Source organism: Pyxidicoccus sp. M6, from assembly GCF_055568925.1.
The window spans coordinates 13,110,001-13,136,511 of sequence record NZ_CM145714.1; the positions used below are offsets into that span (position 1 = coordinate 13,110,001).

Here is a 26,511-nt window from a genome sequence, read left to right on the forward strand (position 1 = left end):
CCCAACCCTGCCGCCCGTTCAACTTCTTCCCGGGCTTTTTGCTTCGTCGGGGTCGCGGCTTCTACCATCACCGCGTCTTCTGTCAACTCGCTTCGTTGACCGCCGTATTCCGTTTGTCGGTGCTGCAGCTCGCCTCCGAAGTGCCTTCCGCGCCAGTGCGCGGGCTTCGGTGCGAGGGGCGCGGCTTCTACCACCACCGCGTTTCGAGTCAACCGCTACTTGCTGACTCTTTCTTCCAGCGTGCTTCTACGACTTCCGCCCCGGCGAGCTGCTGAGATCAGCGGTTCGTTCGGAGGGGCGCGGCTTCTACCACCACCGCGTCCGAGGTCAACAAGCTTCGTCGACCTTTTTCTTTCCCCCGTTCGCCACCCGGATGAACTGCGCAGCCCGGCGACGAGCAGAGGTCCAGTATCTAACGCGTCGTGACGAGACCGTCAATTCTTCTCGATCGAAGGTACAGGTCACGCCTTCGCAAACCGGGATATATGCAGCCCGTTTCGAGGTGTGAACCCCCCTCCCCCGAAACCCACTTCCTCAGCAATTTTCGAGGTTTACCGCTCGGAGACCTGGCGGGCAGGCCCGCTCAGGCGTCCATTCCGGCCCGGGAGCTCGAGGGCTCTGGATGATCTACCCGGTTGGGAGCTCCCGGCCGCCAGGCGGTTCCAAAGAGCCAGTCCGAGAGCGGGAAGGTGATGTTGAAGTTGTACCGCTGCATCTTCGAGGGGTCGTGGTGCGTCTGGTGGTGGTGCCGGAGCCGCGCCATGACGGGCAGCCGGGCCACCGGATGCTCGGGCGGCAGGTGGTGGCAGAAGTGGAGCCACTCGTAGGTGAGGTAGTAGCCCACCGCCGAGGCCGCGAAGAGCCAGCCCACGTTCGGCGAGACGAGCGCGAAGCACAGCGCCCCCAGCGGCGTGGCGATGGCCCCCAGGAAGAAGAGCAGCAGCACGGGCGGGAAGAGCACCATCTTCACGTCGCGAGCGGACTCGTAGGCGAGCGCGTCGTGGGTGAAGAAGCGGTGGTGCTGCTCGGTGTGCCGCTTGAAGAGCAGCCCCAGCCCGCGCCGACGGTGGTGCATGGGCCCCCGGTGGCCGAGGAACTCCACCACGTTCCCCAGGAGAAAGACCGCGGGCACCGTCAGCCACTCCAGGGGACGCACCGAGTCCAGACGGGAGAGCGAGAAGCCGATGGCCGCCAGTGACGCCAGGCTGGTGAAGGCGAAGTGCGAGTGCCCGGAGTAGCGCGGGCTCACGTACTTGCGGCGGTAGTCCTCCCGGAAGGCCTTCACCCGCTCGGGAATGGTGTCGGTGGCCATGGCTACCCCCCGTGTGCCCCCAGCCTACTCCTTCGGCTGCCGGGCCTTCGTCTTCTGGAGCTTCTTCATCCGGTCCAGGATGAGCGAGCGCTTGAGACTGGACAGGTGGTCCACGAAGACGTGCCCGTCCAGGTGGTCGATTTCATGCTGCAGCACGTGCGCGAGCCGGCCCTCCGCCTCCAGCTCGTGCCACTCGCCCGTCTTGTCCTGGTAGCGCACCTTCACCCGGTGGAAGCGCGGGCACTTCTCCCACTCACGGGGGACGGAGAGGCACCCCTCCTCCATCGTGACGGGCTCCTTCTTCTCCAACATCTGCGGGTTGACGATTTCGAAGGACGTTCCGTCCTCGCGTCCCACCAACGCCACGCGCAGCGGCTCGCCGACCTGGTTGGCGGCGATGCCGATGCCCTCTGCTTCCTTCATCGACTCGGCCATCTCGTCCAGCAGCTTCTGGAGCGAGGGGCCGAAGTCCGTCACGGGCTTCGTGGGCGAGGTGAGTACCTTGTGGGGCCAGATGACGATGTCGCGAGCCATGGGGCCCGAATCTGCCACGCGCGCCCGGCCGCCGCCGCGCCATTCCGCATGGCAACGGTCCAACGGCGTACACCCCAGCCCTCGGACGCCCCCGGGCCCGGCTTCTCCTCCGGGCCCCGAGCCTTCCTGCTGCCCCCCTGAAGGCCACCATTCAGGGGAGCGGCGCCGAGGCCCGATTTCTCGGCCCCGGCGGTGGTCGCACACGGCAGCCCCCACTCCGGATGGCTTTAGCGGGCCTCCGGGAGCAGCGCGCAGTAGAGGGCCGAGAAGGGCAGCGAGGCCCGCCGGTAGCGCACCGAGTTGCCCGCCTCGGCCCACTCCAGCCATACGACGTGCGACTGCGTGCCGCACCGCGAGGTGGCGATGGAGGCCCGCTCCGAGTCCCCCGCCGTGCGGCTCAGGTTCTCCGCTGCCCCCAGCGTCAGGCCAAAGCCCACCGTGGCCCGCGTGTACACGTCCCGCTCGCCGTTGTAGCCCTCCGTCCAGATGAGCCGCACGCCCGAACCCGCCGGGACGAGCCGCGCCTCCCGCGAGTCCGCCGCCGACGCGCTCACGTTCACCGGCGCGGCGAAGGTGGCGCCCCCGTCCAGGCTCACCGAGAGGTACACATCCGCCTCGTACACGTCCTGCGTCTGCCCCACCCAGGACACGAACACGCGCGAGTCGCGCACCACGACTCTCGGTTCGAACGACCGGGCCGGGGACTGGCTCACCGTCACCTCCGGGCCGAAGGTGGCCCCGGCGTCCGAGCTCCTGCGCAGCCGCACCTCGCAGGTGGGGAAGTCACACTCGCTCCAGACCACGTAGACGCTGTTGCCCAGTACCGCGAGCTGCTGGTCTCGGGACTCGGCGTCCGTGTCGGTGAGGCGCTGGATGGGACCGAAGGTGATGCCCGCGTCCGTGCTGCTTCGGAAGAAGAGGTCCGCGCCGTCGTTGGTGCCCCCGTCGTCCCAGAGCACGTAGACGTTGTCGCCCCGTGCGGCCAACTCCACGCCACCGTAGCGGTGGTTCTCACTCAGCACGTCGAGGTCCGCGAAGACGTGCCCGGCCACGGGACTGCGGATGAAGTAGATGTCGCCCTGCTCGTCCTCGAGCGTGCGGTACCAGTCCATGTAGACGTTGTCGCCGCTGGCCGCGAGCCGGAGGCCGCTTTCGGGGTAGCTCGTCAGCTCCAGCACGGGGCCGAAGGTGGCGCCGCGGTCATCGCTCGAGCGGAACCGCAGGCCGCCCTCCACCCACGTCAGGTAGACGCGCGCTCCCTGCGCGAGGACGCGGACGTCGCGCGCTCCTGCCTCATGAGTGACTCCGTCAGCGCTGAGGTTGAGCACCGGGCCGAAGGTGGCACCGCCATCCGTGCTGCGCCGGTAGTACACGTCTCCGGCCCCCGTGGCCGCGTCCACCCAGGCCACGTGAACGTCGGCTCCCAGTGCGGACACCTGCGGCTCCTGATAGCCCGCCGCCGTCGTCGTCAGGCTGCGCGCCGGTGAGAAGACCTGGGCCCCGGCGCTTCCGGGCAGCGCCGTCACCACCGTCATCGCCGCGGTCAGCAGCGCTCCCACCGTGCCGCCGCGCTTCGGACTCCTCATGTGACCCACCCCTTCCGGCGCCGCGCCATGCGGCGCTGTGTCGGGGGAGGTATGTCCGTGCCAGGCTCAGGGAAGTGTCTCCCGGGCGCCGCCGCACCGCGGCCGGTGAACGCTGGACAGTTGGCGCACGCACACTGACAGGTCTGTTACACCTGCCGTATGCATCCGCACTCCCAGCTCATCACGGACTTCTACTCCGCGTTCCAGCGGCGCGACGCGAAAGCGATGGCCGCCTGCTACCACCCCGACGTCGAGTTCACCGACGAGGCCTTCGTCGGCCTTCGCTACGGCCGCGTCACCGCCATGTGGACCATGCTCGTCGAGCGCGGCAAGGACCTGGAGCTCACCTTCCGCGACGTCCAGGCCGATGACCGCACCGGCCGCGCCCACTGGGACGCGCACTACACCTTCAGCACCACCGGCCGGAAGGTCATCAACCGCATCGACGCCGAGTTCGAGTTCCGCGACGGCAAGATTGTCCGCCACCGCGACCACTTCAATTTCCACGCGTGGTCGCGCCAGGCGCTCGGGCCCATTGGACTGGTGCTCGGGTGGACCCCGCTGCTGAAGAAGAAGGTCCAGGGCACGGCCGCGGCCAGCCTGGACAAGTTCATGAAGGACCGCGGCCTCCAGGGGCCTTGAGTCACGCGGTGCCGGTTCACGGCCTACGCGGCGGCAGCGGTGCCACGTCCGGTGGCACCCAGCCGGCGCGCGCCGCCGGTGAATCCAGCGTCTCCTTGCGGTAGTGCCGCTCCAGGAGGCGCGAGTCGGTCAGCTCGGGCCTTGCCTCCAGGAAGGCGTCGAAGGACGTGAGGCCCGGGGCTGCTTCGAGCCCCGCCTGCACCAGCTCCGCCCAGGCCCGGGTGAGCGTCTCGTGGTACTTGCCCGTCGCCCCGAGCGCCGCCGCGTAGCGCTGGATGAGGGTGCGCACGCGCTCCAGGCCGGATTCGAAGCCGTGCTCGCGCAGGCAGAGCCAGGCGAGCCTCACGTGCGCGCGGTGCCGGAACTCCGCGCCCGGGTACGTGGCCGACTCCACCGACGCGAGGAAGTCCGCGTCCGTCAGTGCGGCCTGTGGCTTCTGCGCCGCTGAGGCGTTCACGTCCGTCGATTCCCCCTGTGACTTCCCTGCCGCTGTTGCGTTCATCCGCCACCTCCCCGGGTGCGTGATTTGCGTTTCGCGGGCGCCGCCTCCCCCGCTTCCGCGAGGGCAACGAGCCCCTTCTTGAGTGCCTCCACGTCTCTCGCGGACAGCCCCTCCAGCGCCGCCGCCTCCAGCGCCTCCAGGTGACGGTGGACGCGCGTCGCCAGCGCGCGGCCCGCCGCCGTCAACGACACCTGGAAGGAGCGCCGGTCCTCGGGCCGCAGCTCCCTGCGCACCAGCCGCTTCGCCTCCAGCCGGTCCACGTAGCTGGTGAGCGTGGAGCGCTTGTGCGCGAAGGCCGCGTGCAGCTCGCTCAGCGACGTGTCCCCCACCTCCAACAGGTACGCCAGCAGGTGGGCCTCCCCCTGGGACACGTCCAGCGGGGGCTCGGCGGCTTCGAGGTACAGGCCGATGCGGTGCGTGGCCCGGTGCACGTCCAGGACGAGGCGGAGCGGCTTCATGCTCCCCGCATAACACATGTTCCATTTTCGGAAGTTCCGAATTCGTAATAAATTACCTGAAGGCTTGGGTGGGATGGAAGCTCCGAATTCGGAATAAGTGCTCCCCCGCGGGCATGGGTGGGCCTGGATGCTCTATGCTCCTGGGGCATGACGGCTCCCGAGAACGAGACGATGGATGTGCTGGACCTGTGGCTCCTGGAGGTCGCCATGGAGCTGCCCACGCCCCTGCACATGCTCTCGGAGCCGAATCCCCACGTCGCGCTCAACATGCCGGATGACCCTCGCTTCACTCGCGAAGAGCTGTGCGAGCGGCTGTCCTTCCTCGCCGAGCGTGGCTTCATCCGCATCCATGAGCTGCCTGATGGGTTCGAGGAGCTGTACTCGCCGGACCAGATTTCACGCGCCATCGACGCGCGCCGGCCCCGCTCCTACTTCGGCTATTCGCTGACTCCCGAGGGCGGCGCCGCCTGGGAGCGGCAGGCCCGTCCCGACTGGAGCCGCTACGTCAACGCGGGCGAGGAGCCCACTCCCGATGGGGCTCCGGATGCCTGGGTCATCGAGGCCGCGAGCCTCGAAGCCGCCGAGGAGGAACTGCGGTTCCACGAGACGCTTGGCGATGGGAACCAGCCCGTGCACGAGTCGAAGCGCGGCGAGGAATTGGTTCCCTGGCAGGTCACCTACTGGAAGACACTGCCTCGCGGGTACCGACTCCGGTACACCACCGTTCCCGTGGCTCGTGATGTGAGCCGGATGAGGTCCGTGCCAGCTCGGGCTCCGTGGTTCACACAGGCCCGGCTGTGACGTGAGTCCGGACTCGGGCTCTTTGGGTTCGTCCGGCGCGCCGACGGCTCAGGCGGCGGTGGATTCCTCGAGGTGCTGGATGACCAGCGGGCCCTGGCCCTCTCTTGAGAGCCTCGCCTTGCAGCGCGGGTTCCCCATCCAGTCGAGGAACCTCAGGTCCACCGCTCCGTCCGCGTGCAGCAACATCGACGCGTAGCCGTTGTTGCCCAGCTCCGGACGCAGGCCCGTCCACTCGGGGAAGCGCGGCCTGGACTCCAGGAAGCGCACGGGCGCGGGCGCGGTGCGGCCCCGCTCTGCCCTGGCTACCGGCAGGCCTCCGTGTCCCAGGCTTGCTCCCACGAATGGCAATCCCTGTGCGCGGTCGAAAAGCGCTCCGCAGGGCGTGCCTCCCCAGCACCACAGGTCCACGCGGGCCTCGTCCACCACCAGGGCCTTCAGGTCCTCCAGCAGCGGTGAGGTCCTCGATGCTCCATACCGATATGGCGCGCCGTGGCTCAGCAGGATGTTCACCGCTCCGCGCTTCCGCCCCTCCGCGAGCACCGCTTCCAGCCAGCCCAGCAGCTCCGTGTCCCGGTGCCTGCCGGGCTCGAAGTATGCCGTGTCCAGACCGATGAGCTGGAAGCGCTCCGAGGCGAGGCAGAAGTAGCTTCCCTCCTGCACCTGGCGTGCTCTCGCGGCGCCCCGGCGCTCATCGAGGTAGCGAAAGTATGGCGAGCCTCCCGAGCGCATCTCCGCGCTCGCGTTCAGCGTCAGCAGCGTCGTCACCGGGAGGAGCGGCTCCAGCGGCTCGGCCACGTGCGCGTCGAATTCTCCCTGCCGGCCCGCGTAGTACACGCCTCCCAGGTGCACCGCGCAGTCGAGCCGCTCGCCTCGCATGAGGAGCTGCCGGGCCAGGTAGCGCGCGGGATACTCACCCGTGCCAAAGTCGGAGAAGAGCGCCACCTCCACGGGCCTGCCCTGCGCGGGCTCTCGCAGCGCGTAGCGGAAGCGGCTCGGGTGACGCTCGCTGTCGTGTCTCCGGAACGGTGCTCGTGGCACCGTGGCGCCTCGCAACCAGGCCTTGCCGGTGAAGAGCAGCCAGCCTCGCAGGTCCGCCACCGGCTCGAACTTCGTGCTCGATGGGTCGATGGGGATTTCGTCCGTCATCAGCGGGAAGCGGAAGTCCGGCGGCAGTCGCAGCGAGGCCTTTGCCTGAAACGGCGGATGCCGCAGCGCCTGGAGCGCCGCCTCCGGTGCTCGCAGGGCCTGCTCCGCTTCCTGCAACACCCTCGCGAAGTCGAGCTCGGAGATGGGCGCGCCCAGGCTCTCTCGCACGAGGTGCAGCACCTCATCTGGCTCGCTCAGGAAACGGGCTCGCAGCACCTCGAGCTCTTCCGGTTCGAGGGGTGCCAGCTCCTGAGCTTCCACTTCGGGCTGCGACTCCGTGCGTCCGAGACGTGCCGCCTTCGGCGCTCGATAGCCGAGCGCCGTGTAGAGCTCCATCCGCTTGCGGTCCATGCGGCGCATCATCCCCTACCCCGCTGACAGGTGGGAATGGAGCGCGCCCGTCCTGGAGTCCGACTTCCAGCAGTCGGGACGGCCCCGCGGCTACCGCGCGGACCAGGAGGCGAGGTCGGCGGCCTCCCACTCGTCGCGCTCCTCCTGCGCCTCGCGCGCGTCGCGGCGGTAGCCGTCACGGAAGGCATACAGCGTGTAGTACGAGCCCGTCGCGTACCCGGGCAGCTTGAACGGATTGAAGACGCTGGTGCTGGACACCGTGCCGCCCACGAAGCCCCTGGGCACGCCCACCAGCTTCAGCGCGCAGCCAGCCAACACCAGCCCCGCCTCGGGCACGTTGTTGCTCACCAGCGTGCACGTGCCCGACGCCGTGAAGCTCCCGTCCGGCAGGTTGAAGCGCGCGTAGAAGGGCACCTGCTGCCCCGGCGGGAAGGTGAAGTCCGTGAGGCGAACACACGCCGTCGCCGTGCCCGCACGCTTGCGGCCCTCGTACACCACCTTGCCGTCGCGGGGACGGTGCAGTGGCACATACACGCTCGCGCCCAGGAACACGTTCGCCTGGAACGGCGCCGCCGCGCACACCGCCAGGTCCGGAGGCGTCGCCGGGTCCTCCTCCGTACGGAACTGGTAGATGACCTCATCCGCACGCGCCTCGGATGCCACCGACACCACCGCCAGCATCCCCAGCATCACCACCGCACCACCGTGCATACGCGACATGCGAGCCCCTCCAAAACGAACCGCGAGGTTGCTTCAGCCGACTGCTGCGACGCCTCCAGCGCACGGGCACACTCCTCCCGTGCGCCCGCCCCTCCCGTCAGGGACGAGGGACGTGAAACCCCGAGCACTGATTCGTCCTTCAGTCCCGAGCCGCTACCTCGGCGCGGGACGCACGCGGCCCACCGGGCGGACCTCTCCCGTCTTCCACCCGGGCCATGCAGGCCGGGCGGGAAACGCGAGCCCGAAACGGGCCGTTACTCCCAGGACAGCGTGTACTCGGTGTCGAGCGGCCCCGTCTGGCGGCCGTGCACCTGCACGTTCTTCGCGCCCACCGCCTCGATGGCCGCCTGCAGCGTGCCCTCGTGGTAGGCGGGAGGCATGAAGTCGCGCTTCATGAAGAAGACGCCCGTCTTGTCTCCCGTCCACGTCACGCCGCGCTCGCCGTAGCTCACCGCCGCGCGGTAGCCCGCGTGCAGGTTGCCCACCAGCCGCTTCGGGCTGTCCGACGCCAACAGCAGCAGCGTCTTGCCCGCCGCGGACGAGAGGAAGTCCTGCGTCGCCACCACGCCCATGCGGCGCAGCGCTCCGTCGAAGCCCCCGTACTTGGGCCCCATCAACTGCGCCGCCGAGAAGGCCAGCCGGAGGAAGGCCGCCACCGGGTAGTTGAAGAAGTCGATGAACTTCTTCTCCCCGCTCGCCGCCAGGCAGCGCTCCACCGCAGTGTCTCCGCCCAGCACGCGTACCGCGCCCACCACGCCGTTGAAGAACAGCCCGCGCGCCGTGTCGTCCTTCGTGGCCAGCGCCAGCCGCGTCTCGAGGTCCTTCGATACGCTCGCGTCGAGCCCTTCCATGGGTTTGCCCTTGTCGCTCATAGCCTCACCAACTGCGCCCCGTAGTGGATGTTTGCTCCCACCGCCGCGACCACCACCAGGTCTCCGCTTCCCAGCCGCACCCGGCCTGATTCCAGGTCCTCGGCCAACAGGATGAGCATCCCCGCGGCCGACGTGTTGCCGTACCGGTCCACGTTGCACGCCACGGCCTCGCGGGGCAGGCCCGCTCGGTCGATGAAGGCGTCCATCACCCGCTTGTTCGGCTGGTGGAAATAGTAGCGCTGCACCTGGGCCTGCATCGCCGGGCGCGGAGTGAAAATCGTGTCCAGGCACTTCTGCATGTACTCCGGATAACTCCTCGCCACCTTGAAGCCGTCCACCACGAAGGCCATGTCCGCCGGGCGCATCCGGCCGGGCTGGTACGGCAGCTTCAGCAGGCCACCGCCCTTGCGGATGACGAGGTCCCCGTGCGCGTTGCCCGAGAAGGAGGCGAGGATGCCCGTACTTCCCACCTCCCCCGGCTTCGACTGGAGCACCACCGCGCCCGCGCCGTCGCCGAAGACGTACATGGACAGATAGCCCTGCAGGGCACGGTTGCGGCCCGGGCCCGGCGGCAGCTCGTCCGTGTACACCTCGCGATTCACCAGCGGCGACGTGAAGGCCGAGGCCACCACCGCCACCGTGCGGAAGCGCCCACCCGCCATCATCTTGTTCACCATGTCCAGCACGTACGGCGTGCCGCCGCAGCCGTCGTCCACCAGCAGCGCGAAGGCGTCCTCGCGCAGCTCCAACCGGCGGTGCAGCTCCATGGCGTCGTGGTTGAAGTGCGGCGCGTCCGGCGTGCAGGTGACGACGAAGAGCGCGTCCAGCTCGCTCGCCGCCACCCCGGACTGCGCCAGCGCCTTCTTCAGCGCCACCTCGCACATGTCCGTGTTGTTCGCCGGGTAGAAGTGGCCGTCGTTCTCCGGGGGAGGCAGCGCGCGGCCATTCACCTCGTCGATGTCCCAGAGGAAGCGCCGCTCACGAACTCCAATCTTCTCCTCGATGCGCTCCGCCGGCCACCCCGGTATGGCGCGAGCGATACGCGCGTTGCTCACAATCCGTGAAGGAACGAAGGCACCCGCACCGATAACACAGACATTGGATGTCATTTCATGGCCCCGTCATTCCACAGCCAGACTGGATGGAGGGATTTCCCTGCCTTCACGCGGTTGAGCAGGATTCAGGCCACTTTCGAAGTCATTGAAATGACATCCGTCAGGCACCGCAGGGCAATTCACTTGTGAAGCATTCCACGCCCAGGATACCGGGCAAGTACCCGAACTTCCTGGAGTGGACACTATACTTCAGGAGTGAAGTATCAATAGATGAGAATGAAGCTCCGCCAGAGAGGTTTTTCCTCTCAGTGGGCTGCCCATTCACCCCGGGTGTCAGTCATTACTCGCGAGGCCGCAATACACCGGGGCCTTCCCGACGCGGCGCCCGTGCGACTCTCCGCAGGTCCGCATGACTGCTTCCACCCTGGGTGAGGTTGTCTCCAGGGGTGACGGTTGGATCTCCCCCCTTACGGACAATGACGGCCGCGGGGTTTTTCCTTCGAAACGCCCGCTCCCCGAGTTCGCTTCCGGGCGTGCGTGCCCCGTGCAAGTCTCGGCGCCGCCACCGTGGCTTCGAGGACGGCCCTCTCGGAGCGGTGTGCCGAGGCGAAATCACACGCGTGCACACATCCCGGACCAACTCGCGCAGGTGGTGGCCGCTCGCCCGGTTGGTGCTGCTCGCCGTGGCCTATGCGGTGTTGGCCCGGCTGGGCGGGCTGCTCGTCCTGCCGCCGGAGAACGTGTCCGCGATGTGGCCTCCCAGCGGCATGGCGCTGGCGGCGCTGCTGCTCACCCGCACGCGCGAGTGGCCCGCCCTGCTGCTGGCCTCCCTCGCCGCGGGCGTCGTGGCCTTCCACGAGGGGTTTGGAAGCCTGCCGGCCGTGCTGGGCATCGTCGGGGGAAACCTGCTGGAGGCGGTGGCGGGCGCCGTGCTGCTGCGACGGCTGGTGCGGTTCCACCCGTCCCTGGACCGGGTGCGGGACGTGCTCGGGCTGGTGGGGCTGGCGGCCGTCGTGAGTTGCTCGCTCGGCGCCAGCGTGGGCATGGGGCTGCTGATGGCGCGGGGGAACCTGGGGCCGCAGGGCTTCTGGCCCACGTGGCGCGTGTTCTGGATTGGCGACGCCATGGGCGTGCTGGTGGCGGCGCCGCTGCTGCTCACCTGGCTGACGGGAGGACGGACCCGGTGGACGCTCCGGCGCGGCGGGGAGTTGCTGGCGCTGCTGATGTGCCTGGGCCTGGCCACGCACCTGGTGTTCCGCACGGCGCTCCCCGCGACTCCGAATGCCGTCGCGCTGCACCCGATGACGTACCTGGCGTTCCCCTTCCTGCTGTGGGCGGCGCTGCGCTTCGAGGCCCGGGGCTCGTCGCTGGCCACGGCGGTGCTGACCACGGTGGCGCTGTGGCACACCGCGCACGGCAGCGGCCCGTTCGCCCAGGCGGCGTGGCACAACGTCAGCCTCGCGTACCTCCAGGCGTTCCTCGCCGCCGCCAGCCTGTCCGGGCTGCTGCTGGCCGGCGCGCTCGGGGAGCGGCGCCGCGCGCAGGAGGAGGTGAGCCACCTCAATCAGGAGCTGCGCGACTCGCTGCGCACGCTGGCGGCCACGCAGGCGGAGCTGGTGCGGCGCGAGCGCATGGCCGCGCTCGGCGAGCTGAGCGCCACCGTGGCCCACGAGGTGCGCAACCCGCTGGGCGCCATCTCCAACGCGGTGGCGGCCCTGCGCCGGCTGGCGCCCACGGCCATGGTCGGGCCCGCGGGCACCATGCTGGACGTCATGGATGAAGAGGTGCAGCGGCTGGACCTCATCGTCAATGACCTGCTCGACTTCGCGCGGCCCATGGAGCCGAGGCTGCAGCCCCAGCCGCTGCCTCCCGTGGTGGATGGGGCGCTGAACGCGTCCCTGCGCTCAGGGCCCGCGCACATCACCGTGTCCCGCACCGTGGACGAGAGCCTGCCACCCATCGCCGTGGACCCGCAGCTGCTCCACGTGGCGCTGACCAACCTGTTCACCAACGCGGTGCAGGCCATGCCGGGCGGGGGCACGCTCACCACGAGGCTCGAGCCCGACACGCACTCGGGCGCGCCCCATGCGCGGCTCACCATCTCGGATACGGGGCACGGCATGGCGCCCGAGGTGCGGGCGCGCATCTTCGAGCCCTTCTTCACCACGCGGGCCAGCGGCACCGGACTGGGGCTCGCCATCGTCCGGCGCATCGTCGACAGCCACCATGGCGAGGTGGCCGTGCACAGCACCGTGGGCCAGGGCACCACCTTCACCGTGTGGCTGCCGTATGCCTCCGGGCCGGAGCCGGTGACGGGGTGAGGCGCGCGCGGTGGCGCTCGAGGGCCACCGCGGTCGCGCCAGGGACTGCGTTGCCGCTCAGAACGGGATGTTGTCGTCGTCGCCCGGCGGGGGGATGTCGTCGTCGTTGAAGCCACCGCTTCCGCCCCGGCGGCCGCCGCCGCCGTAGCCACCACCGCCACCGCCGTAGCTCTCTCCACCGCCACCGCCGCCGCCCTGCTGGCGCGCAATCTCCGCCTCGATGGCCGAGAGGAGCTGGCGCTCCTTGTCGTGCCAGCGCGACTTGCTCGGGTCATTCAGCGAGCGCCGCGCGCCGTTGGCGTAGAACTCCAGGTCCTGCATGCTCGCGCCCACGACGGGGGCGCCCTTGCTGCGGCCGTAGTTGGGGAAGACCATTCCGTCCCCGCCACCGCCACCGCCGCCCGACGCCGCACGGCGCGGAGCCGCTGCCGCCGCGTCTGGCGCGCTGCCAATCGACATCTCTCCCAGCTTCAGCGTGAAGCCCTCGGCGTTCTTGAACGCCGTGCCCACGCGCACCTGCTCCACACTTCCATCGGGACGCCGCACCGCCACGGTGACCGGATAGCCTTGCTCGCTCATGCGAGCCGAATCCCATTCCGCATGGGCACTGTCAACGACGGTCCACGCGCCGGTGTCCAGCACCGGGCCCGCTCGCCTGGAGGGGCCGGGCCACTCGATGAATGGCTCCGTCCGGCGGCCCGTCGGATAACGGCGCGAAATGGATGCTCCAGGTCCAGCGGCACCGCCGGGACGTGCTCACGGCGCGCTCACGCTGGCCGCCGGGACATGCTCACGGCCGGCAGCCAGCGCTCACGGAAGGAAAGCCCTTCCGTGCCTCAGTGCAGGGAGACCTTCTCGCCCTTGCCCTTCTTGCGCACCCAGGCCTTGGGCTTGGGCGGCGCGGCGGGCGGAGGCGGCGGCGCGGCCTCCTGCAACGCCTTGCTCGCGGCGCGCCCGCGCGGCAGCTTCAACTCGCGCACGGACTGCGGCTTCGCGTCGTCCACCCAGTCCGTCGGCCGGCGGTTGGTGCGCATCAGCAGCCGCAGCTTCTGGTAGTGCGCGGAGCAATAGCCCTTCGAGCGGCTCGGGCGCTTGCAGCCGATGACCGCGCACGGCCGAGTGCCCTCCTCCACCCTCGCGCGCTGCACCGGCGCCGGCGCCGCCTTGGCCATCGTGGGCCGGCCCGCGGCGCCGTCCTCCAGCGGCTTCCGCCCGCGCTTCGCCGCCGGGCCTCGCTTCGCCGCCGGGCCTCGCTTCGCCGCCGGGCCTCGCTTCGCCGCCGGGCCCCGCTTCGCCGCGGGCTCAGGAATCACCGAGGGCGTCCGCACGCCCGCCATCGCACCGAGGCGGCTGGTCAGCGGCGCCAGGCGATACGTCGCCGAGCGCAGCATCTCCAGCGCTTCCATTCCCTCCGCCATGCGCTGTACGGCTGTCTGCAACGGGGCCAGCGCCGCTTGAAGCTCGTGCCGGAAGATTTCCCCAAGGGCTTTCGCAAGGTCCATTGCGCCCAGGATACACGCCGTCTCATGTCTCGGGCGTGAAATCCATTGCAGCATCACGCAAAGGGTTGGTTGGCGGGCGAAACCATACATCCCCCGGGGTCGGGCTGTCCCGGGAGAGACGCCCTCAGCCCCGGGCGCTGGAGGCCGGCGCAGACGGGGGACGGGTCTCCGTCACCGACTGCGCGGGGGGCTCCGGCCGACGCTCGGGCGGCAGGGTGGCCGCCGTCACGCCGCAGGCCCGCAGCGCCATGGACAGGGTCCACACCAGCAACAGTGTCGGAACGAACGGATGCCCCACGACCGCCTCCCGCGAAAAGACCTGTCCCACTCCAGAACGCAACCGACGGCTTTCCTTGAAAAACGCCATCAGTTGGCCTTGTTACGAACGAGCCTACGTTTCCGGTCTGACGTGCCTTGGAGGGCAGGTGCGGCCTGGGCGGAGCTCGCGGGCCGGCCCCCGGGAGCCTGGCGCCCGGGCCGGGTGGCGAGCGGCCCCCCGCGGCGGCGCCGTGGATGTTAAAGGTGCCGGGACATGACTTCGGCTCCCAACCCCGTCCGCTTCCGAGGCACCGATTCCTACCTGACCAACGAGGGCCTCCAGGCCGCCGTCAATTGCGCGCTGACGCTCCAGCGCCCGCTGCTGGTGAAGGGGGAGCCCGGCACCGGAAAGACGCTGCTGGCCGAGGCGATTGCCCAGGCCCTGGGCCACCGGCTGCTCACCTGGCACGTGAAGAGCACCACCCGCGCCCAGGACGGCCTCTATGTCTATGACACCGTCCAGCGTCTGTATGACTCGCGCTTCGGCGACGGCGACGTGCGCGACATCCGCCGCTACATCAAGATGGGCCCGCTGGGTGAGGCCTTCTCCGCGCCGGAGCGCGTGGTCCTCCTCATCGACGAGGTGGACAAGGCGGACCTCGAGTTCCCCAACGATTTGCTCCACGAGCTGGACCGGATGCGCTTCCGCGTCACCGAGACGGGAGACGAGGTGGCCGCGAAGCACCGCCCCGTGGTGGTGATTACGTCCAACAACGAGAAGGAGCTGCCGGACGCCTTCCTGCGCCGCTGCGTCTTCCACTTCATCGACTTCCCGGACGCGGACCTCATGCGCCGCATCGTCGCCGTGCACCACCCGGGGCTGGACTCCAGCCTCACGGAGCAGGCGCTGAAGGTCTTCTACGAGCTGCGCGCCTTCACCCGCCTGCGCAAGCGGCCCTCCACCAGCGAGCTCATCGACTGGATTGCGGTGCTCAAGTCCCAGGGCGTCACCGACATCAAGCTGGATGAGAACCTGCCCTTCCTGGGGGCCCTGCTGAAGAAGGAGCAGGACCTGGTCTCCGTGGCGGAGGCCTTCGGGCGCGGCCGGCGTTCCCGGGCGTAGAGAGAGGAAGGCGCCATGTTCCTGCCATTCTTCTACGAGCTGCGCAGGCGCGGGCTGAAGGTGGGCGCGCAGGAGGCGCTCGCGCTGGCGGGGGCGCTCCAGGCGGGGCTCCACGACAGCAGCCTGGATGGCTTCTACCACGTGGCCCGCGCGCTCCTCGTCCACTCGGAGACGCAGCTCGACACGTTCGACCAGGCGTTCCTCGCGCACTTCAAGGGCGTGGAGACCGCGGGCCTGGAGCTGACGCAGGAGCTCCTGTCCTGGCTGGAGGACGCGCGCGAGCGGAGGGATTTGTCCCCCGAGGAGATTGCGCTGCTGGAGCAGCTGGACCCGGAGGAAATCCGCCGACTGTTCGAGGAGCGCCTGCGCGAGCAGCAGGAGCGCCACGACGGCGGCAACCGGTGGATTGGCACCGGCGGCGCGTCTCCCTTTGGGAACAGCGGCTTCGCTCGCGAGGGCATCCGCGTGGGCGGCAAGGGCGGCCGGCAGGGAATGGCGCTGATGCAGGCGGGGGCCCGTAAGTACGCGGGCTACCGCGATGACCTGGTGCTGGACACGCGGCAGCTCGCGGTGGCGCTGCGCAAGCTGCGGGCCTTCGCGCGCGACGGCGTGGCGGAGGAGCTGGACATCGATGAGTCCATCGCCGCCACCGCGAAGAACGCCGGCGAGCTGGAGGTGGTGACGCGGCCTCCGCGCCGGCCCAACACGCGCGTGGTTCTGGCCATGGACGTGGGCGGCTCCATGGACCCGTACGCGGCGGTGATGAGCCGGCTGTTCAGCGCGGCGAGCCAGGCGACGCACTTCAAGGAACTGCGCATCTATTACTTCCACAACTGCGTCTACGGAAAGCTGTACGCCACGCCGCAGCTCACCGGCGGCATGACGGTGCCGGAGTTGCTCGCGCAGGTGGGCCGGCACCACAAGCTGGTCATGGTGGGCGACGCGTCCATGGCGCCGTACGAGCTGGGCATCCGCACCGACGCCGAGGGGCACTACAAGGCGGACGGGCTGGAAGGGCTGACGTGGCTGATGCAGCTCTCCCAGCACTTCGAGCGCAACGTGTGGCTCAACCCCGAGCCGATGGGCACGTGGCGCTCGGGGACGATTTCGGTGATTGCCCGCGTGTTCCCCATGTTCCCCCTCACCGTGGAGGGCCTGGGCGAGGCCGTGACACACCTGACGCGCGGACGCACCGTGAAGGGCGTGGCGGCGCGGCGGTAGAGCCTGGCGGCGTCCATTCCCCTGCCCCACGGGGCCATGAATTCCCGGTGCCCCGTGGACTGCCGGACGGCCGGAGGGGCGGGCTCGCGTTTCGTGCCCCACTTCGACCTCAGTTACGGCATGGTGCGCCGCACGCGAGCGGGAACGCGAGGACACCATGACGACCGACAAGCAGGACGTGCTGGCCATCAACACCATCCGCACCCTGGCCATGGATGCGGTGCAGCAGGCCCACTCGGGCCACCCGGGGGCTCCCATGTCCCTGGCCCCCGTGGCGTATCAGCTCTGGCAACAGGAGCTGCGCTATGACCCGTCCCACCCCATCTGGCCGGACCGCGACAGGTTCATCCTCTCCAACGGCCACGCCTCCATGCTGCTGTATGCGCTGCTCCACCTCGCCGGGGTGAAGCGCGTCACGCGGCAGTACACCGTCGAGGACGCCCCCACCGTCTCCCTCGACGACATCAAGAAGTTCCGCCAGCTCGACTCGTCCACCCCGGGCCACCCGGAGTACCGGTGGACCAGCGGCGTGGAGACCACCACCGGCCCCCTGGGCCAGGGCATCTCCAACAGCGTGGGCATGGCCATCGCCAGCCGGTGGCTCTCCGGGTACTTCAACCGCCCCGGCTTCGAGATGTTCAGCTACGACGTCTATGCCATCTGCGGTGACGGCGACCTGATGGAAGGCGTCGCCTCCGAGGCGGCCTCCGTCGCCGGACACCTCCAACTCCCCAACCTCTGTTGGATCTACGACTCCAACCACATCTCCATCGACGGCAGCACCGACCTCGCCTTCACCGAGGACGTGGGCCGCCGCTTCGAGGGCTACGGCTGGCGCGTGCTCCGCGTGCCCGACGCCAACGACCTCACCGCCCTGGGCGAGGCCCTGCGCACCTTCAAGACGATGCGCGGCAAGCCCACGCTCATCATCGTGACGACGCAGATTGCCTTCGGCGCGCCCAAGCTCCAGGGCTCCGCGAAGGCCCATGGCGAGCCGCTGGGCGAGGAGGAAATCAAGGGCACCAAGCGCAACTACGGCTGGCCCGAGGACGCGAAGTTCCTCGTCCCCGACGGCGTGCGCGAGCGCTTCCAGGAGCGCATGGGCAACCGTGGCAAGCAGCTCCGCGACGCGTGGTACCAGCGCTTCACCGAGTACCGCAAGCAGTTCCCCGAGCTGGCCGACCAGCTCGAGCGCATGCAGCGCCGCGACCCGCCCAAGGGCTGGGACTCCGAGCTGCCCACGTTCCCCGCCGACGCGAAGGGCATGGCCACCCGCGAGTCCAGCGGCAAGGTGCTCAACGCCGTGGCCAAGCACTACCCGTGGATGGTAGGCGGCTCGGCGGACCTGAACCCGTCCACGAAGACGTACATCACCGGCTCCGAGTCGATGAAGCCCGGTGAGCACGCCGGCCGCAACATCCACTTCGGCGTGCGCGAGCACGCGATGGGCTCCATCGTCAACGGCCTGTGCCTCAGCAAGCTTCGCGGCTACGGCGCCACGTTCCTCATCTTCAGTGACTACGAGCGCCCCGCCATCCGCCTGTCCGCGCTGATGGAGCTGCCCGCGCTGCACATCTTCACGCACGACTCCATCGGGCTCGGCGAGGACGGGCCCACGCACCAGCCGGTGGAGCAGCTCGCCAGCTTGCGCGCGATTCCGGGCATCATCGTGCTGCGCCCCGGCGACGCGAACGAGGTGGTGGAGGCGTGGCGGGTGATTGGCGAGCAGCGCAAGCACCCGGTGGTGCTGGTGCTCACGCGGCAGCCGGTGCCCACGCTGGACCGGAGCAAGTACGGCGCGGCGTCCGGCGTGAAGCGCGGCGGCTACGTGCTGGCGGACTCGGACGGTGGCAAGCCGGAGCTCATCCTCATCGGCACGGGCAGCGAGGTGCAGCTGTGCCTCGACGCGCACGAGAAGCTCAAGGCCGAGGGCATCAAGTCCCGCGTGGTGAGCCTGCCGTCCTGGGAGCTCTTTGAGGAGCAGCCGCAGGAGTACCAGGACAGCGTGCTGCCTCCGGACGTGAAGGCCCGCGTCGCGGTGGAGAAGGCCGCCGCCTTCGGCTGGGAGCGCTGGGTGGGCCTGTCCGGCAACGTCGTCGGCATGCGCAGCTTCGGTGCGTCCGCGCCCATCAAGGCCCTGCAGGAGAAGTTCGGCTTCACCGTGGACAACGTGGTGAAGGTGTCCAAGGACACGCTGGCGAAGCTGAAGAAGTAGGCCTCGTCCGCGCCGCCATCAACGAGGGGCCATCTCCAGCAAGAGTGGATAGGCTGGAGGTGGCCCGCGGTTCACGGGCCCGGGCAGCCCGGAGACGAGCATGGGATTCACATTGGAGGTCGAGAACTACCGCGCCTTGCGGAAGGTGCGTTGGAGCCCCTCCGGCGTATGCGCCGTCACCGGCCCGAATGGCTCGGGCAAGACGACCCTGTTGTCGGTCCTCGAATTCCTTTGATATTTTCTGCAGAGGGGCATTCTCGCTGCCGCGGACCTGTCCGGAGGCGCCTCCGGAATCAGGAATCAGCAGGCCTCCGCCCACGCCCCCATCTCTCTTCAGCTCCAACAAGGCGACTGGAGATGGCTCACCCGGCTTGCGCCCGCGGCCCCATCCCTGGCAGCTGACGACTTCCTCTTTCACGGCGACACACGGGTTGCCGAGCAACGCAAGGAGTCGGAAGAGGCGCGCGTGGGCAACCGAGAGCTCGTGTATACGGGAGACTCCGCCCTCTCCACCGCGATGATGTTCCTGATGGACGATGAGCGTGAGTCGCCCGCAAGGTTCCACAACCTCGTATCCGGCTTTCGCCTATACCAGTACCCGGCCATCGGAACCCTTCGAGCCACGGGCTCTCCCGCCAAAGCCGAGGTCGTGCTCGAGTCCGATGGCCTGAACGCGTTCTCCGTACTCCGCAACTGGAAGGCCGGGCGACGTGAGCATGAGGAGCGGTTCCAATTCGTGCGGCAGAGCCTGCGCGAGTGCTTCCCGGAGCTCTTCGAGGACATGGAGTTCCTGGCGGCGGGTCAGACAGTCACCGTGCGTTTGTTCCTCCGCGGCCTCCGCGAGCCGGTGGACGCATTCGCCGCTCCTCATGGACTGCTCGTCGCGTTGCTCCATCTGTGCGCCATCGCCTCCGCGCCGGACCACGGTGCCGTGGCCATCGACGAACTGGAGAACGGTCTGCATCCGTTCGCCATCCAGACGCTGCTGGAACTGATGCGCTCGCGCGCCCAGGCGAGGGACCTCACCATCCTGCTGGCAACGCACTCGCCCGTCGTTCTCAACACCTTCAACAGCGACCCGGGACGCGTCTACATCATGGAGCCCGGGCACGAGGTGCTCCCCGTTCCGCTCGACAAGCACTCCGACCCGGAGTGGCTCTCCCACTTCGCACTCGGCGACCTCTACGCGAATCAGAGCTTTGGCGCTCAGCGGCGCCCCCCTGAATGACAACGCGGGTCCAGCTCATCGTCACGGGCGAGTTGGAGAGACTCGCACTGCACGCCTCGCTTCAACGGCTGTTCACCAGCGTGGGTGCCGACGTGAAGTTCCTGGAGCCGTTGAAGACCCAGGACTTCACGTCCAACCGCGTGGGCCGCACCCTGAGCGGGCCCGATGCCGCCCACTCCCTGGCCGCGAAGCTCGCGGGCAGCCTCGTGGCCAGCGTGCACCCCGGTAGAGGAGGCCCACAGCAGGCGGACCTCGTCCTCGCGGTGGACGACCTGGAGCTGACCAACGCGGACCAGCCCGAGCACGTCATCGACTACTTCCGTCATGCGGTCCGTGCGTGTGTCGACGAACGTTACTCAGCACAGGCCGCTCGTGAGCGTGTGTACCGAGCGCTGTCGGAGCGCGGCTCCGGTGAGGGGCTGCTGCGGAACATCTGACCGCTGAAAAAGACAGGGCCTCGGACCATCCCCCAACGGTCCGAGGCCCTCATTTTTTGTACCGCGGAAGTGCAGGCACCTCGAATCGCCCCCCGGCAATCCGCCGGCACCTGCACCCCTCTTGTGCTGCGTGGGTGCCTCGAACTGCCCCCCGGCAATCCGCGCACCTCGAATCCCCCCGTGTACTGCCCGGTGCCTCGAACTGCCCCCCGGCAATCCGTGCACCTCGAATCCCCCCGCGTACTGCTCATGCTCAGTGCTCCGAATCGCCCCCCGGCAATCCGCGCACCTGATTACGAAAGGCCTCCGAGCCGCCCCCCGACGACTCGGTGGCCTCGGGCCTCGTGCCCCCCCGGACACAGAGCCCCATTCACAACTCCTGGCTTACTCACGCCGCGGGACTTGCGGCCCCCCGCATCCCGGCCCCCGCCGGGTTCCCGCGACGTGAGTCCGCCAGGAAACCTCTCACTCACGCGACGATGTGCGTGGGGCGGTGCACCGGCTCGCCCACCCGGCTCATCTCGCGCAGCATCCGCTGGAAGTCGTTGTTGTTGATGCCCGTGCTGCCCGCGGACATCGCCTGCGTGGCGTACTTCTCGTAGATGTCGAGCACCTTGCGCGCGTCGGGCCCGAGCCGGCTGTAGTTGTCGCGCATCCACTTCTGCAGGTCCGCGAACTCCACGCCCGCCGCCTGGCCGTCGAGGTCCCCCGCGCCCTCCTTGATGGCCGCCGTCAGGTCCTTCGCGGAGATGCGGCCGTCCTTCACGTCCAGCTTGTCCAGCGCGGTGCGCATGGAGTCGTCACGGAACGTCTTGAACTTGCCCATCTCCTTCACCATCTCGTCGAACTTGCCCTGCGACAGGCCCGCGGGCCCCGCCTGCTTCGCGTACTTCTCGTACGTCTGCAGCACCTGCTTCGCCTCGGGCGTCAGGCGGTCCTTGTTCTTGCTGGCCCAGTTCTGGAACTCGCGCAGCTCGGACGTGGAGGAGTGGCCGTCCGTGTCGGAGACGCCCTCCTTGATGGCGTCCACCAGGTCCTCGCCGGAGATGGGGCCGTGCTCCTTGTCCAGCTTGTCCAGCGCCTTGCGCGCGCTGGCGTCGCCGCACACGTCGCGCATCTCCTTCTTCATCTGCGCCCACTCGCCCTTGGCGATGTCCTTGTCGCCGTTGGCCAGCGACTTCGCCGCGTGCTGGCCGAAGACGTTCAGCACTTCCTTCGCCTCGGGCGACAGCTTGTCGCCGTTCTTCTTCGCCCAGTCGCGGAAGGCGTCGAGCTCGGCCTTGGTGTTGCCGTCCTTGTCCTTCACGCCGCTCTCGATGGCGCGGGCCATGTCGCGGCCGGAGATGGGCGTGGGCAGCCGGTCCAGCTTCGCCAGCGCGCGCTTCGCACCCTGGTCCCCCACCTTCGCCATCTCCGCCTGCATCTTCTGGCTGTCCGCCTGGGAGATGCCCGTCTCGCCGCGTGCCTGCGCCTGCGCCGCGTACTTCGAGTAGATGTCCATCACCTGCTTCGCCTCGGGCGTGAGGCGGTCGGCGTTCTTCTCCGCCCACTCGGAGAAGGCGCGGTACTCACTGGAGGCCGCATGGCCGTCCAGGTCCGCCGTGCCGTTGCGGATGGCGTCCGCCATCTGCCCGCCGGTGACGGGGCCCTTCGTCTGGTCCAGCTTGTTCAGCTCCACCAGCGCGCTCAGGTCCAACGGCGACCAGCCGCCCGGCTTCACCGGCCCCGGCGTGCCGCAGTGGCCGCCCGGGAAGGGGGACGGCTGGGGCTTCGGGAAGGGCAGCGGGTGCGGGTGGTGCGGGAAGTGGCCGTGGTCGGGCGGGAAGCAACCCCCGGCGACGATGCCGTGGCGCGTGTCCAGCTGGTGGGGCTTCACCGGCTCGATGGCGGGCTTCGTCACCGCCTGGGAGAAGGAGCCGCGGACGGCCGGAGCAACGAGGTTCGTCGGGATTCGGGTGGTCATTTGAAATCTCCGTTTCGTTGGAGCGTGATGACCATCCCTATTGCGCGCAGCGTGCCACACACCTGACCCCGTGGCCGCACTTCCACTCCTCAGTCATTTCAATGACTTGGACGCATGGGGGTGTGTCCTGGAGACCTCGATGGGGGTGGTGACAACTGTCACCACCGATGACACCTGTCATCACCGGGCCCGCAGGGGTGGTGACGGTTGTCACCGGCTCCGCGCCAGCGTCCTGCGCACGCGCTGCTTGCCCTGGGGACGCACCGCGGCATGCGTGAAGCCGTGCTTCAGGAAGAACGGCAGCGTGCCCATGTAGGCCGAGGCATGGGTGATACGCACGGCACCGTCAGGCAGTTTCACGGGATAGCCCTCCACCACCTTCGCGCATTCACAGGCCTCCGCGGAACTCGGTCTCGCTCCAGAGCGCGCCGTCCCGCTCGCGGAGGAGGAAGGTGAGGCGACCTTGATGGAAGCCTCGCACCGGCGCCTCCGGGTCGGGGAAGCCGGGGGGCAGCTTCCAGTCGGGTGGTTGGATGGCTCCCAGGGGAATGCCTCTCTCACGGCGGAGCTCGCCTACGTCGTGGTCCGTGAGCATTCGCGCCCGGCACCAGGGCAGCAGGTCGCGTCCATGCGCTCCGAGGCGCTGCCCGAGCGGCGGGTCTTCCCATGGACCTATCGCAGTGCGCTTCAGGGCCGCGAGGTGCGCACCGCAACCGAGCATGCGACCGATGTCTCTTGCCAGTGAGCGCACGTAGTAGCCGCCTCGGCACGTCATGAGGAGACGGCTTGAGTGCGGCAGCGCGTGGGAGAGCCATTTCGCTGAGTGCAGGTACACGCGCGACGGTGGAAGCTCCACCACCTCGCCCCGGTGGGCCTTTCGGTAGGCCGGCTCTCCGCCCACCTTCTTCGCGCTCGTGGCCGGGGGCACCTGTTCCTGCCAGCCGACGAAATGCTTCAGCACCGCGTCCAGTGCCTCGGGCGTCAGTGTGGAGGCGTCGCCCTCGTGCACCGTTCTTCCGTGCAGGTCTCCGGTGTCCGTCTCCCGGCCCCAGATGACCTCGGCCTCGTAGGTCTTCGGCACGGAGTGGAGCAGCTCGAAGAGGCGCGTGGCCCCTCCCACCAGCACGAGCAGCAGCCCTTCCGCGAACGGGTCCAGCGTCCCGCCATGGCACACCGGCACGCGCTTGCCCGGACGGGCCCGCGTCTCCTCCAGGAACGACTGCACCACCGAGAAGCTCGTGGAGCCCACCGGCTTGTGCACCCGATAGATGCCGGGAGTCATTCGTCCTCACCCGTCGACTGCTCCGCCACCTCCGTGGCGCCTCCATGCTTCACCAGGTGCACCGGCTCGCAATGGGAGCGCTCCGCCACCGCCTTCGCCAGCGGCTCCGCGTGCGTCGTCACCCAGACCTGGCTGTGCTTCGCCGCACGCGTGATGAGCCGGCCCAGCGGCTCCAGCAGGTCCGGATGCAGGCTCGTCTCCGGCTCGTTCAAGGCCAGGAACGGTGGCGGCCTCGGGCTCAGGAGCGCGGCCAGCAGGCACAGATAGCGCAACGTCCCGTCCGACAGCTCCGCCGCGCCCATCGGCCGCATCAACCCCGGCATGTGCAGGAACAGGCTGAAGCGCCCCTCCGGCGAGCGCACCTCGAACCTCGAGCCCGGGAATGCATCCTCCAATCCCTGCTCCAGCGCGCGCCTGTCCCCTATATCCCAGATGGTCATCAGTGCCGCGGCGAGGTCCTTTCCATCGTGCGACAACACCGGCGTGCGCACGCCCACCTGCGGATGCCGCATGGGCGCGTCCGGGTCCGTGCGGAACTGATGGTAGAAGCGCCACGCTCGCAGCGTGCGCTGCACCTCGGAGAGGCGGGGGAAGCGGTACGGCTCGGCGAGCTGGTCCATCACCGACTCCGAGCTCCAGAGCTGCGTGGGGAACGTCACCCGCGTCCCCTCCGAGTCCCGCAGGAAGGCCGTGCGGTCCTTGCGCTCCATCAGCACCACCTTGCGCCCTCCGGAGAAGGCCCACAGGTGCTCCTCCTTCACCTCCGGGTCCAGCGCGAAGTGCCCCTCCACCGGCGGGACGATGCCGCAGCTCAGCTCGTACGCGAGGTCCCCCATTTCCACGCCCACCGTCATCCGCACGGGCTTCTTCCCGTCGCGCGGGCCCGCCCACAGCACGCTCGGCGTGCCGCCCTCCTCCGCCAGTGTGCGCGCCAGCCTCCCTTCCGCCGCCGCCACCAGCAGGTAGAGCGCCCGGTACAGGTTCGTCTTGCCGCTGCCGTTGGGCCCGACAATCACATTCACCGGCCCCAGCTCCAATGACAGCCGCCGCACCGAGCGATAGCCGGCGATTTCCAAACGCGTGATGGGCATCACCCGTCAACCATCCTTTCCAGGCACGTCAGCCCCGGCCCTAATCTCAGACACTCCACCGCGCCCGTCTGCCCACGGTGCGCCCCTTCACGGACCCACACCCCATGATGCTCCCGACCCGACCTGCCTGGGCGTTGGCGCTCGCCTGCTCCATCGCACTTTCCGGCTGTGATGACGACCCCCAGCCCACTCCCTCCGACGCGGGCACCGGCGAGGCCTGGGACGGCGGCTACACCGTCCTCGAAGAGCGCGGCGACTACACCGAGGACCCCGGCGTGCTCGCACCGTGCTCCTTCCTCCCCGCCGTGGGCACCACCCCCGACACCTGCCCCGAGCTGTCCCAGTTCGACCTGTCCGCGTGCACCCGTGCGTCGCTCGGCTGGCTGCCTCGGGACGGCAAGTACCGGCTGCTCGTGCGCCAGGAGATTCCGCTCGAAGATGGTGGCAGCCGGGGCTCCGCCTTCACCACCGCCATCACCCTGCGCTCGGACGGCGGACCCGACACCCTGGTCGACACGCGCATCACCTCCAAGGTGCAGGAGGGCGGCGACTTCCGCCTCTACACCGAGACGCTCCAGCCGGACGGCGGCAGCAACCGCCACCTCTTCGTCGGCTGTCAGGTGACGGCGCCGGACCGCTTCGTCGGCTGTTGGGGGCGGTGCGTCAACGGCCGCGTCCGCGCTCGCGCCACCTTCGAGGCGTACCGCACCACGTGGCCCAACGGGAATGGCGAGCCCGAGTCCTCCGGCGGCCTCGACCTCGTCTCCGAGTCGTACGTGACGCAGGGTCTGCCCGTGGACATCTACGTCGCGAAGGAACATGCGTACGTCGTCTCCATCAACTTCCCCACGCGTCCCGGCAAGGCCGGCGGCCTCACCGTGTTCGACGTGAAGGACCGGAAGCACCCGGTGCTGAAGAAGGTCATCAGCCTGCCGACGGACAACTACTGGAATGGCGTGTGGGCGAAGGGTGACGCGCTCTATGTGGCCAGCGAGTCCTCCGGCGTCGTCGTCTTCGACATCTCCGACCCCGGCAACCCCACCTTCGTGCGCAGCGTGCCCTCGGGTGCCGCGCCCCTCAACATCCACACCGTGCTGGTGGACGGAGACCGGCTCTACGGCATGGCTCCCTCGCCCGAGGGCTCCACGTTCGTCTTCGACGTGTCCCGCCCGCTGGAGCCGGTACTGAGTCAGAAGATCCACTTCCCGCCCACCGCGTCCTACGACGGGCCGCATGACGCCTTCGCGTACAACGGCCGCCTCTACATCAACCACACCTCGGCCGGGTACTACGTCGCGGATGTCAGCAACCTGGAGGACGTGAAGCTGCTCGGCAGCTATGCGTATGCGAACAGCTTCAGCCACCACAACGCGGTGGGAACCTTCGCCGGGCGCACCATCGCATTCGAAGGCGCCGAGGGCCCCGGCACCCACCTGCGCGTGCTCGACGTCGCCGACCCGGCGCACATCGTGAAGATTGGGGAGTACAAGAAGCGCCCCGTCACCTCCATCCACAACATGCTACTGGTGGGCTCGCGCCTCTACATCGCCTGGTACCACGAGGGCGTGCGCGTGCTCGACGTGTCCAACCCCACGCGGCCTCACGAGGTGGCGCACTTCAACACGTTCCGCGAGACGGACCCGGAGCGCAGTGACGACACGTACGAGGGCGCCATGGGCATTCGCGTGCCGGGGGATGGGTATGTGTATGCCGTGGACACGTCGCGCGGGTTGATGATCTTCAAGCAGCCGTAGCCCTGTTGCCCCGTGGGCCGGGGTACCGCGGCCTGTGCAAATGGCGCCCGCGCATCGGTGGGCCATGGACCTGCCATGTCCGAGGCATTGATGCCTCTGTGCAATGCCAGGACCAGGAACGCCTGGAGGTCGCCTGA

General features: G+C 69.0%; 26 protein-coding genes. 10 read left to right on the forward strand and 16 right to left on the reverse strand.

What is annotated here, in order from left to right:
- Nucleotides 1-583: 583 nt before the first annotated feature.
- The 3 genes from ACVTJA_RS51860 to ACVTJA_RS51870 form a co-directional block, all read right to left on the reverse strand.
- Nucleotides 584-1,312: a sterol desaturase family protein gene (locus ACVTJA_RS51860; RefSeq protein WP_465832277.1), complete on the reverse strand. Its 729-nt coding sequence runs from the start codon at nt 1,310-1,312 to the stop codon at nt 584-586.
- A 24-nt stretch (nt 1,313-1,336) separates the two neighbouring features.
- Nucleotides 1,337-1,846, reverse strand: coding sequence for a peptide deformylase (gene def / locus ACVTJA_RS51865; protein WP_465832279.1), 510 nt, complete (start codon nt 1,844-1,846; stop codon nt 1,337-1,339).
- Nucleotides 1,847-2,073: 227 nt separating this feature from the next.
- Nucleotides 2,074-3,432, reverse strand: a complete 1,359-nt coding sequence (locus ACVTJA_RS51870) for a sialidase family protein (protein ID WP_465832281.1) — start codon at nt 3,430-3,432, stop codon at nt 2,074-2,076.
- Between the two features lie 159 nt (nt 3,433-3,591).
- On the opposite strand from ACVTJA_RS51870, the gene ACVTJA_RS51875 reads away from it, so the two are divergent.
- The gene (locus ACVTJA_RS51875; protein WP_465832283.1) at nt 3,592-4,074 is read left to right on the forward strand and encodes a nuclear transport factor 2 family protein; all 483 of its coding nucleotides are present in this window, start codon (nt 3,592-3,594) and stop codon (nt 4,072-4,074) included.
- A gap of 16 nt (nt 4,075-4,090) precedes the next feature.
- On the opposite strand, the gene ACVTJA_RS51880 is transcribed toward ACVTJA_RS51875, so the two are convergent.
- Together ACVTJA_RS51880 and ACVTJA_RS51885 are read right to left on the reverse strand one after the other, a co-directional pair.
- Nucleotides 4,091-4,531 (reverse strand): hypothetical protein, encoded by a 441-nt coding sequence (locus ACVTJA_RS51880; protein WP_465832285.1) that lies wholly within the window; start codon nt 4,529-4,531, stop codon nt 4,091-4,093.
- 41 nt (nt 4,532-4,572) lie between these two features.
- Complete coding sequence (locus ACVTJA_RS51885) at nt 4,573-5,034, reverse strand: MarR family winged helix-turn-helix transcriptional regulator (protein WP_465832287.1); 462 nt, start codon at nt 5,032-5,034, stop codon at nt 4,573-4,575.
- Nucleotides 5,035-5,181: 147 nt separating this feature from the next.
- Between ACVTJA_RS51885 and ACVTJA_RS51890 the strand changes: the two genes are divergently transcribed.
- The gene (locus ACVTJA_RS51890) at nt 5,182-5,835 is read left to right on the forward strand and encodes a hypothetical protein (protein ID WP_465832289.1); all 654 of its coding nucleotides are present in this window, start codon (nt 5,182-5,184) and stop codon (nt 5,833-5,835) included.
- A 48-nt stretch (nt 5,836-5,883) separates the two neighbouring features.
- On the opposite strand, the gene ACVTJA_RS51895 is transcribed toward ACVTJA_RS51890, so the two are convergent.
- From ACVTJA_RS51895 to ACVTJA_RS51910, 4 genes are all read right to left on the reverse strand, one after another.
- Nucleotides 5,884-7,332: a hypothetical protein gene (locus ACVTJA_RS51895; RefSeq protein WP_465832291.1), complete on the reverse strand. Its 1,449-nt coding sequence runs from the start codon at nt 7,330-7,332 to the stop codon at nt 5,884-5,886.
- Nucleotides 7,333-7,422: 90 nt separating this feature from the next.
- Nucleotides 7,423-8,052, reverse strand: coding sequence for a hypothetical protein (locus ACVTJA_RS51900; RefSeq protein ID WP_465832292.1), 630 nt, complete (start codon nt 8,050-8,052; stop codon nt 7,423-7,425).
- Between the two features lie 254 nt (nt 8,053-8,306).
- Complete coding sequence (locus tag ACVTJA_RS51905; RefSeq protein ID WP_465832294.1) at nt 8,307-8,924, reverse strand: DUF2378 family protein; 618 nt, start codon at nt 8,922-8,924, stop codon at nt 8,307-8,309.
- Nucleotides 8,921-10,033 carry a 3-oxoacyl-ACP synthase III family protein gene (locus ACVTJA_RS51910; RefSeq protein WP_465832296.1) on the reverse strand — a complete coding sequence of 371 codons (1,113 nt, stop codon included), beginning with the start codon at nt 10,031-10,033 and terminating at the stop codon, nt 8,921-8,923. Before ACVTJA_RS51910 ends, ACVTJA_RS51905 begins: the two co-directional genes overlap by 4 nt.
- A gap of 566 nt (nt 10,034-10,599) precedes the next feature.
- Between ACVTJA_RS51910 and ACVTJA_RS51915 the strand changes: the two genes are divergently transcribed.
- A complete protein-coding gene (locus ACVTJA_RS51915; protein WP_465832297.1) occupies nt 10,600-12,300 on the forward strand; it encodes an MASE1 domain-containing protein in 1,701 nt (566 codons plus the stop codon).
- A 57-nt stretch (nt 12,301-12,357) separates the two neighbouring features.
- Here the strand turns inward: ACVTJA_RS51915 and ACVTJA_RS51920 are convergent, their stop codons facing one another.
- From ACVTJA_RS51920 to ACVTJA_RS51930, 3 genes are all read right to left on the reverse strand, one after another.
- Nucleotides 12,358-12,879 (reverse strand): hypothetical protein, encoded by a 522-nt coding sequence (locus ACVTJA_RS51920; protein ID WP_465832299.1) that lies wholly within the window; start codon nt 12,877-12,879, stop codon nt 12,358-12,360.
- Between the two features lie 257 nt (nt 12,880-13,136).
- Nucleotides 13,137-13,718, reverse strand: a complete 582-nt coding sequence (locus ACVTJA_RS51925) for a vegetative protein (RefSeq protein WP_465832301.1) — start codon at nt 13,716-13,718, stop codon at nt 13,137-13,139.
- 208 nt (nt 13,719-13,926) lie between these two features.
- Entirely contained in the window at nt 13,927-14,100 is a 174-nt protein-coding gene (locus ACVTJA_RS51930) for a hypothetical protein (protein ID WP_465832302.1), read from the reverse strand.
- A gap of 234 nt (nt 14,101-14,334) precedes the next feature.
- Between ACVTJA_RS51930 and ACVTJA_RS51935 the strand changes: the two genes are divergently transcribed.
- The 6 genes from ACVTJA_RS51935 (at nt 14,335) to ACVTJA_RS51960 (ending at nt 20,284) form a co-directional block, all read left to right on the forward strand.
- On the forward strand, nt 14,335-15,183 hold the full coding sequence (locus ACVTJA_RS51935; protein WP_465832304.1) for an AAA family ATPase: 849 nt from the start codon (nt 14,335-14,337) through the stop codon (nt 15,181-15,183).
- Nucleotides 15,184-15,198: 15 nt separating this feature from the next.
- Nucleotides 15,199-16,404: a vWA domain-containing protein gene (locus ACVTJA_RS51940; protein ID WP_465832306.1), complete on the forward strand. Its 1,206-nt coding sequence runs from the start codon at nt 15,199-15,201 to the stop codon at nt 16,402-16,404.
- Nucleotides 16,405-16,561: 157 nt separating this feature from the next.
- Nucleotides 16,562-18,619: a transketolase gene (gene tkt / locus ACVTJA_RS51945; RefSeq protein ID WP_465832308.1), complete on the forward strand. Its 2,058-nt coding sequence runs from the start codon at nt 16,562-16,564 to the stop codon at nt 18,617-18,619.
- Nucleotides 18,620-18,719: 100 nt separating this feature from the next.
- On the forward strand, nt 18,720-18,854 hold the full coding sequence (locus ACVTJA_RS51950; RefSeq protein ID WP_465832310.1) for an ATP-binding protein: 135 nt from the start codon (nt 18,720-18,722) through the stop codon (nt 18,852-18,854).
- Between the two features lie 231 nt (nt 18,855-19,085).
- Nucleotides 19,086-19,847, forward strand: coding sequence for an AAA family ATPase (locus tag ACVTJA_RS51955; protein ID WP_465832311.1), 762 nt, complete (start codon nt 19,086-19,088; stop codon nt 19,845-19,847).
- On the forward strand, nt 19,844-20,284 hold the full coding sequence (locus tag ACVTJA_RS51960) for a hypothetical protein (protein ID WP_465832313.1): 441 nt from the start codon (nt 19,844-19,846) through the stop codon (nt 20,282-20,284). The genes ACVTJA_RS51955 and ACVTJA_RS51960 overlap by 4 nt, the downstream gene beginning before the upstream one ends.
- A 469-nt stretch (nt 20,285-20,753) precedes the next feature.
- Here the strand turns inward: ACVTJA_RS51960 and ACVTJA_RS51965 are convergent, their stop codons facing one another.
- The 4 genes from ACVTJA_RS51965 to ACVTJA_RS51980 form a co-directional block, all read right to left on the reverse strand.
- Nucleotides 20,754-22,247, reverse strand: coding sequence for a hypothetical protein (locus ACVTJA_RS51965; protein ID WP_465832315.1), 1,494 nt, complete (start codon nt 22,245-22,247; stop codon nt 20,754-20,756).
- A 210-nt stretch (nt 22,248-22,457) separates the two neighbouring features.
- Complete coding sequence (locus ACVTJA_RS51970; RefSeq protein WP_465832317.1) at nt 22,458-22,607, reverse strand: hypothetical protein; 150 nt, start codon at nt 22,605-22,607, stop codon at nt 22,458-22,460.
- 28 nt (nt 22,608-22,635) lie between these two features.
- A complete protein-coding gene (truB, locus tag ACVTJA_RS51975) occupies nt 22,636-23,529 on the reverse strand; it encodes a tRNA pseudouridine(55) synthase TruB (RefSeq protein ID WP_465832319.1) in 894 nt (297 codons plus the stop codon).
- Nucleotides 23,526-24,620: an AAA family ATPase gene (locus tag ACVTJA_RS51980; RefSeq protein ID WP_465840732.1), complete on the reverse strand. Its 1,095-nt coding sequence runs from the start codon at nt 24,618-24,620 to the stop codon at nt 23,526-23,528. Before ACVTJA_RS51980 ends, truB begins: the two co-directional genes overlap by 4 nt.
- Before the next feature lie 104 nt (nt 24,621-24,724).
- On the opposite strand from ACVTJA_RS51980, the gene ACVTJA_RS51985 reads away from it, so the two are divergent.
- Nucleotides 24,725-26,374: an LVIVD repeat-containing protein gene (locus ACVTJA_RS51985; protein WP_465832320.1), complete on the forward strand. Its 1,650-nt coding sequence runs from the start codon at nt 24,725-24,727 to the stop codon at nt 26,372-26,374.
- Nucleotides 26,375-26,511: the final 137 nt, after the last annotated feature.

What these genes read in the sequence shown, in the direction of transcription:
- ACVTJA_RS51860 (WP_465832277.1), bottom strand. Translation starts at nt 1,312, where the DNA reads ATGGCCACCGACACCATTCCCGAGCGGGTGAAGGCCTTCCGGGAGGAC.
- def (WP_465832279.1), bottom strand. Translation starts at nt 1,846, where the DNA reads ATGGCTCGCGACATCGTCATCTGGCCCCACAAGGTACTCACCTCGCCC.
- ACVTJA_RS51870 (WP_465832281.1), bottom strand. Translation starts at nt 3,432, where the DNA reads ATGAGGAGTCCGAAGCGCGGCGGCACGGTGGGAGCGCTGCTGACCGCG.
- ACVTJA_RS51875 (WP_465832283.1), top strand. Translation starts at nt 3,592, where the DNA reads ATGCATCCGCACTCCCAGCTCATCACGGACTTCTACTCCGCGTTCCAG.
- ACVTJA_RS51885 (WP_465832287.1), bottom strand. Translation starts at nt 5,034, where the DNA reads ATGAAGCCGCTCCGCCTCGTCCTGGACGTGCACCGGGCCACGCACCGC.
- ACVTJA_RS51890 (WP_465832289.1), top strand. Translation starts at nt 5,182, where the DNA reads ATGACGGCTCCCGAGAACGAGACGATGGATGTGCTGGACCTGTGGCTC.
- ACVTJA_RS51895 (WP_465832291.1), bottom strand. Translation starts at nt 7,332, where the DNA reads ATGGACCGCAAGCGGATGGAGCTCTACACGGCGCTCGGCTATCGAGCG.
- ACVTJA_RS51900 (WP_465832292.1), bottom strand. Translation starts at nt 8,052, where the DNA reads ATGTCGCGTATGCACGGTGGTGCGGTGGTGATGCTGGGGATGCTGGCG.
- ACVTJA_RS51905 (WP_465832294.1), bottom strand. Translation starts at nt 8,924, where the DNA reads ATGAGCGACAAGGGCAAACCCATGGAAGGGCTCGACGCGAGCGTATCG.
- ACVTJA_RS51910 (WP_465832296.1), bottom strand. Translation starts at nt 10,033, where the DNA reads ATGACATCCAATGTCTGTGTTATCGGTGCGGGTGCCTTCGTTCCTTCA.
- ACVTJA_RS51920 (WP_465832299.1), bottom strand. Translation starts at nt 12,879, where the DNA reads ATGAGCGAGCAAGGCTATCCGGTCACCGTGGCGGTGCGGCGTCCCGAT.
- ACVTJA_RS51925 (WP_465832301.1), bottom strand. Translation starts at nt 13,718, where the DNA reads ATGGCGGAGGGAATGGAAGCGCTGGAGATGCTGCGCTCGGCGACGTAT.
- ACVTJA_RS51935 (WP_465832304.1), top strand. Translation starts at nt 14,335, where the DNA reads ATGACTTCGGCTCCCAACCCCGTCCGCTTCCGAGGCACCGATTCCTAC.
- ACVTJA_RS51940 (WP_465832306.1), top strand. Translation starts at nt 15,199, where the DNA reads ATGTTCCTGCCATTCTTCTACGAGCTGCGCAGGCGCGGGCTGAAGGTG.
- tkt (WP_465832308.1), top strand. Translation starts at nt 16,562, where the DNA reads ATGACGACCGACAAGCAGGACGTGCTGGCCATCAACACCATCCGCACC.
- ACVTJA_RS51950 (WP_465832310.1), top strand. Translation starts at nt 18,720, where the DNA reads ATGGGATTCACATTGGAGGTCGAGAACTACCGCGCCTTGCGGAAGGTG.
- ACVTJA_RS51960 (WP_465832313.1), top strand. Translation starts at nt 19,844, where the DNA reads ATGACAACGCGGGTCCAGCTCATCGTCACGGGCGAGTTGGAGAGACTC.
- ACVTJA_RS51965 (WP_465832315.1), bottom strand. Translation starts at nt 22,247, where the DNA reads ATGACCACCCGAATCCCGACGAACCTCGTTGCTCCGGCCGTCCGCGGC.
- truB (WP_465832319.1), bottom strand. Translation starts at nt 23,529, where the DNA reads ATGACTCCCGGCATCTATCGGGTGCACAAGCCGGTGGGCTCCACGAGC.
- ACVTJA_RS51980 (WP_465840732.1), bottom strand. Translation starts at nt 24,620, where the DNA reads ATGCCCATCACGCGTTTGGAAATCGCCGGCTATCGCTCGGTGCGGCGG.
- ACVTJA_RS51985 (WP_465832320.1), top strand. Translation starts at nt 24,725, where the DNA reads ATGATGCTCCCGACCCGACCTGCCTGGGCGTTGGCGCTCGCCTGCTCC.